Below are 13,656 nucleotides of genomic sequence, written 5' to 3'. Positions count from 1 at the left end.
AAAATGGTTTAGCAATTGCCCGACAGATTCGCTTCTAATTGGCAATAGTTTGGATTATTTTTTTTCCGTAAATGAGCGTTTCAGGATTTATCAAAACAATGCAAAAAACACCTGAAACGACTAGAAATTTTAGGACATTGTGCAGTTTTAAATAGTCTGCTTTTTCGTTTGACTTCCAGAGCATTTGCAAGAAAAAAATCAAGACAATTAAACTAATGTAGAAGTAGCTATCCATGTAGCCAACATCATAAATTTCAATTAGAAAATAGATTGGAATGATTGTAAAAATAGTTAGTATCGTGATTATTTTTTTTGAGCTATTCTCGCCAAAAAGTACAGGAATTGTTTTGTAGTCATTAGCAATATCGCCTTTTATGTTTTCTAAATCTTTTATCATTTCTCTGATTAACAGTAATAAAAATAAGAATGTTGCATGGGCAAAAATGACTTCGTAAAAATTTTTGTAATAAAGAAGTATGGCGAAAAATGGTAAAACCGCAAGGAGTGAAGCGGTCAAATTGCCAACAACTACAATTTTTTTGAGTTTATGGGAATAAAACCAAATCAGAAAAATATAAGTAGAAAAGAACAACACAGCTCGAATGGAGACAAAAAAGGCTAAAAGGAAAACAATAAAATTTATTGAAAAATAGACTTGAAGTTTGGTTTTTTGACTAACTAATCGGTCTAACATTGATTTGTTTGGTCGGTTGATTAGGTCTTTTTTGCTGTCGTAAAAATTGTTGATGATATAGCCAGAGGCAATGGTTAAACTTGACGCTAGAACAATTATAAAAAGATTGAAATCTAAAAGAATATCTAGCGCGTGTTTTTCGGGAGCAAGTATAAATATTGCTGATAAATATTGTGCTAAAGCAATTATTGGAATATTGTAACCTCTAACCACAGAAAACATACTGATTATTTTCAGCAGTAAATGTTTGGTTTTTCGGGTTAGCATGTAATGAGTTTTAGAACTGGTAAACCACTTCAAGTTTATAGTCACTCAAGGATTTTTTTGCTTTTTCTAAATCTTCAGTAAAACCTAAAATATAGCCACCGCCACCAGAACCGCAAAGTTTCAAATAATAGTCATTGGTGTCAATTCCTTTTTGCCAAACGCCATGAAATTGTTCAGGAATCATTGGTTTGAAATTGTTTAAAACTACTTTTGATAATTGCTTGGTGTTTTTGAATAACGATTTCATATCGCCACCAAGGAAATTTTCCACACAAGCGTCAGTATATTTTACGAATTGATTTTTAAGCATTTTTCGGAAACCTTCTTCTTTTAAGTTTTCCATAAAAATATTGACCATTGGAGCAGTTTCACCAACAATTCCAGAGTCTAACAAAAAGACAGCACCTTTTCCAGTTGCACTTTGAGATGGAATTCCAGTAGCTTCAATATTGTCTTTTGAATTAATCAAAATTGGAATGCTCAAATAACTATTTAAAGGATCTAATCCAGAACTTTTTCCATGGAAAAACGATTCCATTTGAGAAAAAATAGTCTTTAACTGCAATAACTTTTCACGAGTTAGGTTTTCTAAAACGGTTATTTTATTGTTGGCATATTTGTCATAAATAGCAGCAACTAAAGCGCCACTACTTCCAACGCCATAACCCTGTGGAATGCTTGAGTCGAAATACATGCCACGTTCAATATCCGTTTTTAGTAATTCTAAATTGAAAGTTACTAGTTCAGGTTGGTCTTTTTGTAATTGTTCCAAATAACCAACATATCGTTTTAAACTTTCGTTTGATTTTATAGCTTCGGTTGATGGATTTTCGTCCACTTTCAAAGCGCCGTTATAAAAGTTATAAGGGATAGATAAACCTTTAGAATCTCTAATAATTCCATATTCTCCGAAGAGAAGAATTTTTGAATAAAAAAGTGGTCCTTTCATAGTTACATCAATTGACTTCCGTTTCCAATTGCATCACAAATATAGTTACCATTTTGACAATAGCCAACTAATTCGCCCTTAATAAATTGTAAAACGGTTTCGCTAACGTTTTCGGGATATAAAACATGTACATTTGCTCCTGCATCGAGCGTAAAACATATAGGAATATTCGTTTCGTTTCTGAACTTCCAAATTTTGTTGATGATTTCTAATGTGTTCGGTTTCATCAGAATAAAATAAGGCATTGAAGTCATCATCATAGCGTGTAAAGTCAGTGCTTCGCTTTCTACAATTTTGATGAATTCATTTAAATTTCCGTTTTCTAATACTTTTTTTAATGCCGATAAATTGGTGTGCGCTTGTTCAAAACGTTTTTCAGCATAAGGATGATTGTGCATTAAATCGTGACCAACTGTGCTCGAAACTTGTTTTTCGCCTTTATCTACTAATAAAATTGTATCTTGATAATTGTGGAAATTTTCATGAAGTTGCGACGGAAATGCTACTCCAAATAAATCAGAACTAGTTGAAATTTCTTTGTGTTCGCCCCAAACAACTACATTTCCTTTTACACTTCTACACGCACTTCCCGAACCCAATCGTGCTAAAAAAGATGCTTTTTGGTAGAAGAATTCATCCGTCATTTCTGTCCCGAAGTTTCGGGATATTGCTTTTTCTAAACTCATAATATTCATCGATAAAGCTGCCATTCCTGAAGCGGATGAGGCAATTCCAGAACTATGTGGAAAAGTATTTTCTGTATCAATGATGAAATGATATTGTTTTAAATAAGGACAATATTTTTCAATACGTTCAAAGAATTTTTGAATTTTTGGTTTGAAATCTTCTTTCGGTTTTCCTTCAAATAATAATTCGAATGAAAATGTATCGTTTGTTTCTTTTTTTGAGAAATCTAATTTGGTAATCGTTTTACAATTATTCAGAGTAAAACTTATGGATGGATTAGCAGGTATCTGATTTTCTTTTTTGCCCCAATATTTCACTAAAGCGATATTGCTTGGCGCACTCCATTGAAAACCACCTTTTTCAATTGTTGCAACTTCGGTTGAAATAAAATCCTTTTCAGAAACCATAACTAATTTTTTGGCAAAGATACTTTTTTTAAAAATAGTTTATAAATCTATAGTATATTTGGCTAAATCTTTTTTATCATGCAAAAAATTCTAAGAATAGCAACTGTAATAATGACTTGTTTAGCGGTTGGATATTTTTCTAGTATTGTTACTCGAGAAAATATACCTACTTGGTATGCTGATTTAAATAAACCGAGTTTCAATCCACCTAATTGGGTTTTTGCACCTGTTTGGACAGCGTTATATATTTTAATGGGTTATGCCGCAGGAAGAGTTTGGAACAAATTAGAAGTTGATGAAATAAACGTTAAAAAAGCTTTTTTGTTTTTTTTAATTCAATTAGCGTTAAATGCCTTGTGGTCCTTTTTGTTTTTTGGATTACAAAACCCTTTTTTAGCATCAATTGAAATTATTTTACTTTGGTTAATGATATATGAAACGTATAAACAGTTCAAAAATATTGATAAAATTGCAGCTTACCTTTTACTTCCTTATTTAGCTTGGGTAAGTTTTGCAACTGTTTTAACCTTTAGTGTTTGGTATTTAAACCGATAAAAAAAAGTCCCGATTAATCGGGACTTTTTTTGTTTATCGTATAACTAACTTCTTTATTAATTTTGTTTTGTTTTCTGAGATTAGTTCTACTAAGTATATTCCTTTGGCAAAATCAGAAACATTGATTGTTGTTAGAGTTTCAAAAGATTTCGTTTGACCAAACACTTTCTTACCACTAACCTCATAAATAGTAATTTGAGTAATGCTTTCTGCACCTGTATTACTAATAATGAAATTATCTTTGGCTGGGTTAGGATATAGCGTTATAGTTGTAGCGTTAAATTCTACAGTACTTAATGTTTCTACAAATTCAGTTTCATAAGTATTTGTTACTATTGCTGGATTGGTATCAAAATAGATATTTGCTGTGTTTGGAATAATATCACCTACAGCAAAACCTGGTTTAAGTTTTATCTTAAAATTAATATAACCTTTTCCAATAGTTGAATTTGGCACAGATACAGGTAGTTGAATGTCTTTAAAAGTCCAAGTAAGTAATTTTTCAACCCTATCTAGTGTATAATTATGACTTGATGACAACATTATTAATGAACTCTCATCTAATTTTTCATCCAATAAATCAGTAACTACAACTTCCAATGCAGCAATATTTCCAGTGTTTTCAAATCGAATGGTGTAATCCAAGTAATCTCCTTCGTTAAATGATGAAAATAGAATTTTTTCACCATGACTTTCCGTTTTGTCATTTGGATCATAAGCCGCAATAACTGCCTGCGTTAAAGAGGAACTATTATTTTCATCAACAGTGTCATCAAATGATATATTTGCGGAATTGGTTAATAATTGTCCTATCGATATATTTGGAATAGTTGGTACTTGTAACGTAACAATAAGTGATATACTTTCAAAAGGAAGTAAATTGCTAAATGGATAAGTAAAGCCATTTGTGTTAGTTGAACTTCCTGCTGGAGTTATATTATTAATCGTAAGATTATTATCATTAGTAAAAGATAGTATTCCTGATGCAATAGCTTGATTACCGTTATTAGTAATTGTGATTTTATTTTGATAAGTAGAACCAGCTCTTGGTGCATTTACAGGCGCTATCGAAACAGCAATATCATCATAGTTTTGGATTATTGTAACAGGAAAATTATAGGTGGTTAATCCACCAGTAGCAATATTCACATTAGAATAACTTGTACTAACACTATACATAGCAGTATAATCCGCATTGATAGAATAATCTATACTGTAGTTATTTGTTGCATCAGTATCAAAAATAGTATAACGTCCTGTTGGTGATATGATATTATGTACAACACCATCATTATTTACTTCATAATGAAACTGACCTAATGGAAAGTTAACTTCACCAGTTTCTTGCGTTCCATTATTATTAGTATCAATAAAAGCATTTAATCGGATACCATCACAGTCAATAGAACCAGCGCCAACCTCATTTACATTCGTTTGAGAGATAGTTATAAAACCAGGCTCATCACTATAATTAGTAACTAATAATATATAATGTTCTCCAGCTAGTGCATTGGCAATAGTAAAAGTTTCTATATTATTAGGAGAATAACTACAACCAGTTGTTAATCCAGTTAAGGGTAATGCACCATTACTTATAGCATTACAAGCAATTTCCTGTGATGTAAATGGACCCCAAGCTACGTAGTCAACATCTAAATTTGGATTTCCATTTAGTGAGGTAGATTGGGTAAGCAAGAAATTTATTGGACCATTCTCTGATACTTTCAAATTAAAGAAAGTTGCATTAGGAGAAGTGTTTAAACAACCTATAGTACCTAAACTTCCAACTCCAGTGGTATTAGCAAAAACATTAACACCACAAACACTCTTTGCAGTAGCACAGGTTGAAGGTGTAGAGATGCAAATATCGAAGTTAACAGTTTGCACAACATTTGAGTTAGAATATATTCTAATAAAATAAGTTTGTCCAACAGTTAAATTAGTTGCTAGACTTGAAAATTGATTAGCAGCACTACAATACATAGGTGTTAAATTCGTACATTCTCCCGTATATACAGCATGATTTAAATTTGTTGTTGTACCAACAACACTTTGTAATGCAATAGCATGAGTATTATCTGTTGCAATAAATCGAAACCATACATCATCATCTGCAGTACCAACACAAACTTGGGGTAAAGCATTTGTTGATGCGGATGAACCATTTATAGTTCCTGATGTTATCTGAGCACAGCTTGAACTATTGTTTACAGGTACAATGATAGCATTAGCACAATCATCATTAGGAGGTTCTGTACTAAAATTATAACCTAAAGTCCAAGCACTTCTATCTGTGTCAGAACAAATAGCTCTAATAAACAATGTATATTGTGTTGTTGGTATAAGGTTTGAAATTGTTGCAGGATTGGTTGTAACTAAACTTCCTGTCCCTACAGGCAAATAATAATTAGGTTCGTCAGAACCAAAAGGTAATGCTAATAACTCCCACTGCTGTGGAGGTGTATTATTGTTATCTGTCCAACTAAATTCAGCAGAAGTTGTCGAATTACTTGTCATAGCTATATTAGCACTTTCAAAACAAGTTGGAATATTTTCAATGATAATTCTATCAATATATAATCTCCAGCCATCTAATACTCCTGTTCGAACATGAAATGCAATATTAGCAATTCCTGTATAGTTACTTAAATTAATAGTTCTTTCTAAGTATTGGATATTATTATAGGAATTTAATGGAATTAAAGTTTCTGTAAAATCAGCAGGATTACTACCAGTAGTAGATAACATAACTCTAAATTCATTAGGTTCTGCAACTGATTGGACTCTATATCTAAATCGTAATCTTTGGTTTCCTGTAAGTGCTACTTGAGGAGAAATCAGCCAATCATTGTTATCACCACCATTACCATCAGTATACATCATTGCAGATTGATTACCGTCAAATGGGTTTTGTGTATAGTTTAAATCCCAAGCATCATTATCATTATTTAGATTTACAACTGTCCAACAATTTTCGGTTGCTGAGTTACTGTTAAATGTTTCTATATATGGAAAAGTTAATGGTAAACATAGTGTTCGCAAACTAATCTTAGCTGACCATTCGCTTTTTTCATTAGCATTACAAACCGCTCTAACATAGACATCATAACAAGTATTAGGTTCTAAATCAGAAATTAATAAAGGATTACTACTAGTGCTAACTCCAATAGTAGTATCCATTGGTTGTGGAACACCACAAGGCAAAACCAAATATTCCCAATTAGTAGCAACACTAGCATCAGGATTTGGTAATTGATTCCAATTCAACAAAGCAGATGTTGCAGTAATATTTGAAACATTCAAACTGTTTGGTTTTGCACAAACTGGAAATGGTGTGCAAGTTACATTAGCAAACCATCCTGCTTCATTAAATGCACCATCGCTTAAAAAACGAAAGGTTAAACAACCATCTGGGCTAGTTGATGTAAAAGGACCAGGCATAGCAGTTCCCCAAAAGGCGCCAGGCATCGTTAATGGACCATTTCCTACTCCATTAGTGCTTGCTATTTGCGGAGCAGTGATAGTGTTACCATCATAAACATACAATCCATCCCAAGTACTTTCTGTGTTAAATGAAGTAAAGGTAACGGTAACAAAATCACCTGCATTATTAGGGCAAATGGTTGTTGTAATGTTGGCATCATTAGAATAATTTGCAATTGCTCCTCCATTATCGGTAAAAACAGAATTACATTGTTGAGCGTAAGAAGCATTGAAAATTCCTATCAAAAGGATAATAACTAGGTTTACTATTTTTTTCATTATTTATATCTATTTAATAACTAACTTCTTAGTCAATTTTACTTTATTTTCAGATACTATTTCTACCAAGTATATTCCTTTGGCAAAATCAGAAACATTGATAGTCGTTAGAGCATCAAAAGATTTCGTTTGGCTAAACACTTTCTTACCGCTTACTTCATAAATAGTAATTTGACTAATTCCTTCTGTGCCCATGTTGCTAATAGTAACAACATCTCTAGCAGGATTAGGATACACCGCTATTGTTGCAGTTGTAAATTCATCATTGCCTAATGTTTCTACAAATTCCGTATTGAAAGTATTGGTAACAATAGCAGGATTATAGTCAAAATAAATCTCAGCTGTATTAGGAACTATATCACCCACTTCAAAACCTGGTTTTAATTTGATTTTAAACTGTACAAAACCATTACTTTTTTCTTCATTTACCATCTGTGGCGGTAGATTGATTTGGTCAAATTTCCAAACTAAGTTCATGTCGGTTCTTGTAAAAGTATAATTATGACTGGCAGCAACCATTCTAATACTTGTCGCATCAAATCTAGTATCTAAATCATCTACTAAACGAACAAACTGTGCATTAGCCGTTCCCGTATTTTGGAAACGTATCGTATAATATAAATAATCGTTTGCAGTAAACTCATCAATTCCGATAGTACCACCATGTGCTTCTTGTTTATCATTTGGATCATAAGAACCAACTATTTCTTGAGTAAATTCAAAGCTATTGTTAGCAGGAGCAATATCACCAGTGTTTGTTGATGTTAATGTATTTGTAACCATTTGCCCTAAACTAACCGTTGGAATAGTAGGAACAGTAAAATACACATATATCGTACGTGTTTCTCCAGGTAATAAATCAGCATATTCAAATGTAAATCCATTTGTAATAGGGGTAATGCTTATTTCAGACACACCTGCAAGCGTTAACACACTGTCGTGTATAAACTCTAGCGTTCCTGTAGCTGGAGTAATACCATTGTTTTTATAAATGATTGTGTTATAATAAGTAAATCCTGGGTTTGGTGATTGAAAAGACGTTACCGCCACTTCAACATCACTATAAGCTACTGGATTAGCTATCGGGAAATAATAAATATTAGCTCCACCAGTTACATGAACTACATCGATAAACGAAGTTGAGGTGTTAAAATATGTTGCCAACTCTGGATAAACCGAAAACGTAATGTCATAACTATTAGTGACATCTTCTGGGAAGATATAGAACGCTCCATTAGACGATTGGTTTATAATTTCATTCCCATCATTATTAACTACATAATTAAATGTTCCTTGCGAAAATGGTACTTCACCATTATCTTTTGTTCCGTTATTATTACTATCAACAAAAGCTACTAATTGTATATTATCTTGGCATTGATTACCAAAAGCAAAACTGCCACCTTCTATAAACACTGCCGAATCAAACATAGTGTCATTATAATCACCAACTGCCAATTTCAAAGAATACTGACGGCCAGGTGTTAAAGCAGCAAATGCCGTCATTGGAACCGTTTGTCCTTTAAAGTTAGTCGTACTAGCGGGATTATTTACATTATAAACATCAAAGAATTGCGGATTAACCGAAACACAACTTCCGTTATGAGTATTATTTCTAATAGTAGTAGTAGAAATTGGTGTATTAGTCCCAGGAACTAAAGCAATGTTTTGTTTTACACCTGTTTCGATATCAGTTAAGATAAACCCAAATACATCAGAGAAGTTACATTGATAACTTCCATATTCATTAGATGCAAAAAGGAAATTAAATGACAATAAATTTGAAATAGCAGTAAAATTAAATTTAACTGAAGTAGCATCAGTTACTGTACCTGACTGTCCTAAAGATGCTACAATGCCTGTTAAATCAACATCACCCGTTTGAGAACAACTACTACTTTCATTAACAGCTGTATAAGCGCCTCCAGAATTAGGTACATAACCCGAACGGATAACAACTCCTTCTGCAAATGGAAATTGACCACCATTGTTAGTAAAATAGCCAACACCACAGCTGCCTTGCGTTACTATGTTAGTAGCAACCGCACATGTATTGCTCAATAAAACATTAATCACTAATTCAGCAGGTGTAGCATTATTATTTACAGTAATAGGAATGAAAGAATTACAGCCATAAGTTTGAAAAGTAAATCCTCCACTCCAAGCTGACACTTCATTATCACATAGCGAACGAACATAGTATTTATAAGCAGTGCCACATACTAAGCCAGTAACTTCATATGGATTAACATTAACCGCAATTCCAACCGTGTTTGCAGTTGGTGCTTCACTATTAGCATCACTCAAATAAATTTCCCAACTAGTATTCAAGTTACCATCCCAACTAATAATTGCTGATGTTGAAGTAACATTAGTTACGACTAAATTATTAGGCGTTTCACATGGTCCACCAGTACAGTCCACCGTTTCAAAAAGAATAGCACTAGACCATTCAGAAGTTCCACCATTTGAACAAATAGCACGAACAAAACATTTGAATACTGAATTACAATCTAAGTTTGTTATGGCATAGTTACTAACACTACCAGTACTAGTACCAACCGTATTTGGAGTTGGATCAGGACCATCATAAGCAGTTACATATACTTCATATGTAGCACCAGCAACAGCTGACCAATCTAAATTAAATGAATTACTCGTAGTTTGTTCAATAAATATATTTGTAGGCGTTTCACAAGGTCCACCGCCACAATCTTCTCCAACCAGTGTTAAAGCATAAACAGAGTCACATTCAAAATTTATTATTGTAGCTTTTAGATAAATTACACTAAGAGGTTCCTGCGTAGTATAATAATAGGGTAAAGGATTACTATTAGTTTGAGCATCAATTTCCGTCATATAGAAAGCTAATGTTAAATCACCAGGGTCAATATTGGTTGGAGACAAAATTTGCTCTTCTACACTACTTAAATCAAATACATAAACACCATTATCTGCACAAGCATTTAGTATTGGAGCACCAAATACTGGAGATGGTAATACTCTAACATCAAGAGTTACTATATCAAATGAATTAGTTATAATGTTAGTAATTCTAACTCCTAATGTTTGTACTGCTGAAAAAACATTTACATAATTATTTGGATTTGAGATTACATTAGCGTCATTAAGGGCGTCCGAAAAAGAAGAATAAAAATTGACATTATAATCATTCGGATTTTCATTCCCTAATATTTCAGGGATTTTAGTAGTTAAATCAAATGTAGAAAATTGATCATTATTATCATCACACACTACAAGAGGTGTTGGTGTTTGAAATTGTGCATGACTAACAAAACTTAAACATAACAGAACAAAGAATAGTAATTGTTTTTTCATAAAAGGTTGATTGATTTGATTTCCAAATATATAAATTAATGTGACATGATGGCTTCGTCATTTTAGAGCTTCATACATCTAAAATAATGTTATTTAATAATTAGTTTTTCTACTAAATAATTATTGTTTTCAGAATTTATTTTTATCAAATAAATACCTTTTGATAACAGTGAAGTATTAATTGTAATATTGTTACTTGTGATATTTTGTTGATTTAAAACTATTTTACCCAACATATCAACTACTTGTATCGAATGGATGTTTTCATCAGAACTATTAAGTTCGATGTTTACGTTACTAGTTGCTGGATTTGGATAAATCAAAATATTTTGTTTTGAAAAAGAGTTCGAATTTAAAGTTTCAACAAACACAGTATTAAATGTATTAGTTATAATTGCTGGATTATAATCAAAATATATTTCAGCAGTATTTGGAATAATATCGCCAACGGCAAAACCAGGTTTTGGTTTTATCTTAAATTGCAAATAACCTTTTCCAATATCAGTATCAGGAATGCTTGGCGGCAAATTGACATCACTAAAATAGAAAGTAAGTTTTGAAGCATTTTTTAACACATTAACTTCATGGCTTGAAGATATAAATTCAAATGTGTTTTCATCCAATTGAGTATTTAAAGTATCTTCTATTCGTATAAATTCCGCATTAGCATTACCTGTATTTTCAAATCGAATGGTATAAATAAGGTAGTCATCAGTAAAAGTATCAAAAACAATTTTTTCTCCATGCGATTCCATTTTATCATTTGGGTCATAGGCAGCAACAACCATATTAGTTATAGAAGAGGAATTGTCATTTAAGTCGACATCATTGTCTACTGTAATAGTAGCTGAATGAGTTAAATAATCCCCAAGTTCAACAGTAGGTATATTTGGAACACTTAAAATAACACTAATGTGTCTAGTTTCAAATGGTTCTAAATTTATATAATCAAAAGTAAAACCATCAGTACTGTTCAATGTTCCTGTTTGTGATATTGAGTTAATAGTTACTAGATTGTCTTTTGTAAATGTAATTTTTCCACTAGCAGTAGTATTAGATTTATTTTTATAAGTTAAATTAATTGTATAATTAGATGCTGCTCTCGGATTTTGATTTGTATATAAGTTAATGCTAACATTATTTTGAGCATTTATTACATTTACAGGAAAGTATAAGGTAGCTATACCGTCATCATTTTGAATTGATACGTCACTATAATTTACATTGCAAGAATATAGTGTATTTAAATTATCAAAAACTTGATAACTAATATCAAATGTATTTAAAGAATTAGAATTACAGATAATGAAGTCGTCTGTAGTTGTATAACCAAATAGGCTTGTTGTTGAATTATTTATTTGGTAAATGTATGTTCCATAAATAAATTTTGGTTCCCCATCATCTTTTATAGAATTACCATTAGTATCTAAAAATGCTTTTAAAATAAATTTTTCGTCACAATTGTTCGGGTGATAAATAGCAGCATTTGAATTAATACCTACATTATCAATTAACCATCGATCACTCATAAAATTTCCAGCTACGGGATCTCGTTTCATCACAAATGCAATGTATATATCTAGGCCTACAACCTCATCTAAGGTAACATTTTTCGGTACATAATTGCTAAAATATTCATCAGATAATGTCGTTTCATCCCATTCCTGTAGTAAAACATATGAGTTTGGGTCTGTTGGATTTGCTGTTGCTGGGGCTACTTTTATTTGAAACTTTGTTCCCTGATTTCCTAATTGAAAAGTACGAGTATAGAAACTAAGAATAGGATCATTTGGAACAGTAATTACCGGTGTAACTAAATAATTTTCAATAATTTCATTTGCAGCAAAATTAGAACGATTGCAAAAGGCAGCATTTTCTCCTCCATAAACATAATCAGGCGATTCATTTATAGTTGTTATAGACCATCTTTGTGGATTATCAGTAGGAGTATTAAAAACAGTCCAGTCTCCACTATTAAGTGGCCAAATGGTTGATGGTAGGGCATTTGGACCTATTGTATTTTCAAATCCTTCAAAAAACTGCGCATGACTAACAAAACTTAAACATAACAGAACAAATAATAGTAATTGTTTTTTCATAAAAGGTTGATTGGTTTGATTTTCAAATATATAAATTAATGTAATGCAAAATGCCCTAAATAATTTAGGGCATTTGCTATTAATATTTTTCCTTTTGAAAACCCCAAGTTCTCAACTCTGCCTTGTAGGTATCGGGATAGTTGGCTTTGATTAGATTTATCAGTGCGCGTAGCGTTTTATTCAATTCTTTCTTATACGTGTTTTTGCTACTTACTTTGGCAGAAACATTGCCATCGGTAGTGCTTGCATTATTTACAAATAGTTCATACTGGTCATGAATAGGTTGCCAAAAGGCAGTGCCAAATTCATCGGCTTCAAATCCATGTGCAACTAGACCACTTAACATTAATTTTAATGATGCCAAACGTGTATTTTGGTCTGAAGGAATTGCATATCTTTTATTTCTATATACTATGCCAAATGCGGGATAATAACTGGTAGCATTTTTTTTCTTATACTTTTTGGTTATCATATCTTTTACATACGATAAATGTTCATTAATAGTTACATCTAAATCTTTTATGGTTTGAGTAATTTGTGGTCTATCGCCACCTAGCGCTAATCGTTCGGTTAAGTCTTTGTTATAATCAACTGCAGTATCATTAAATGCAATTTGATTAGTCCACAACAAGGTTAATTCGGGTTTAGTTAGCCAAGTAGCACTTACATCGGTTACTACTTTTCCTAAATCAATATCAGACGTAGGAACATTGCTTTTTTTGTTAATTTTTAAAGTTTCTTCTAAGGGTAGATTGGTGTTACTCATAATAAAATATTTTTTTGGTTAGACTTTTGATACTATATACTTATACAAAAACAAGTAAAATTTAGTATTACAAATCTTATAAATATTTTTATATGTTGTATTTTGTTAAATGTTAAAAATTTGTTAAAAAT

General features: G+C 31.8%; 8 protein-coding genes. 1 reads left to right on the top strand and 7 read right to left on the bottom strand.

From position 1 onward, the window contains the following. Positions 1-34: 34 nt before the first annotated feature. From BC748_RS09180 to BC748_RS09170, 3 genes are read right to left on the bottom strand one after another with little or no spacing between them, the layout of a single operon-like run. Entirely contained in the window at positions 35-961 is a 927-nt protein-coding gene (locus BC748_RS09180) for a geranylgeranylglycerol-phosphate geranylgeranyltransferase (protein WP_133533194.1), read from the bottom strand. Positions 962-971: 10 nt separating this feature from the next. Next, positions 972-1,910, bottom strand: coding sequence for a mevalonate kinase family protein (locus tag BC748_RS09175; RefSeq protein ID WP_133533193.1), 939 nt, complete (start codon positions 1,908-1,910; stop codon positions 972-974). 2 nt (positions 1,911-1,912) lie between these two features. Further along, positions 1,913-3,004: a diphosphomevalonate decarboxylase gene (locus BC748_RS09170; protein ID WP_133533192.1), complete on the bottom strand. Its 1,092-nt coding sequence runs from the start codon at positions 3,002-3,004 to the stop codon at positions 1,913-1,915. Positions 3,005-3,082: 78 nt separating this feature from the next. Between BC748_RS09170 and BC748_RS09165 the strand changes: the two genes are divergently transcribed. Next, on the top strand, positions 3,083-3,559 hold the full coding sequence (locus BC748_RS09165) for a TspO/MBR family protein (protein ID WP_133533191.1): 477 nt from the start codon (positions 3,083-3,085) through the stop codon (positions 3,557-3,559). A gap of 33 nt (positions 3,560-3,592) precedes the next feature. Here BC748_RS09165 and BC748_RS09160 read toward each other — a convergent pair whose 3' ends face one another. The 4 genes from BC748_RS09160 to BC748_RS09145 form a co-directional block, all read right to left on the bottom strand. Then, the gene (locus BC748_RS09160; RefSeq protein ID WP_133533190.1) at positions 3,593-7,321 is read right to left on the bottom strand and encodes a T9SS-dependent choice-of-anchor J family protein; all 3,729 of its coding nucleotides are present in this window, start codon (positions 7,319-7,321) and stop codon (positions 3,593-3,595) included. A gap of 9 nt (positions 7,322-7,330) precedes the next feature. Further along, the gene (locus tag BC748_RS09155) at positions 7,331-10,660 is read right to left on the bottom strand and encodes a DUF7619 domain-containing protein (RefSeq protein ID WP_133533189.1); all 3,330 of its coding nucleotides are present in this window, start codon (positions 10,658-10,660) and stop codon (positions 7,331-7,333) included. Positions 10,661-10,749: 89 nt separating this feature from the next. After that, complete coding sequence (locus BC748_RS09150) at positions 10,750-12,759, bottom strand: T9SS-dependent choice-of-anchor J family protein (protein WP_133533188.1); 2,010 nt, start codon at positions 12,757-12,759, stop codon at positions 10,750-10,752. Positions 12,760-12,838: 79 nt separating this feature from the next. Then, positions 12,839-13,525, bottom strand: a complete 687-nt coding sequence (locus tag BC748_RS09145) for a hypothetical protein (protein WP_133533187.1) — start codon at positions 13,523-13,525, stop codon at positions 12,839-12,841. Positions 13,526-13,656: the final 131 nt, after the last annotated feature.

The organism is Flavobacterium dankookense, from assembly GCF_004362665.1.
GTDB classification, from domain to species: domain Bacteria; phylum Bacteroidota; class Bacteroidia; order Flavobacteriales; family Flavobacteriaceae; genus Flavobacterium; species Flavobacterium dankookense.
This window is presented reverse-complemented; position numbering and strand designations above follow the sequence as displayed.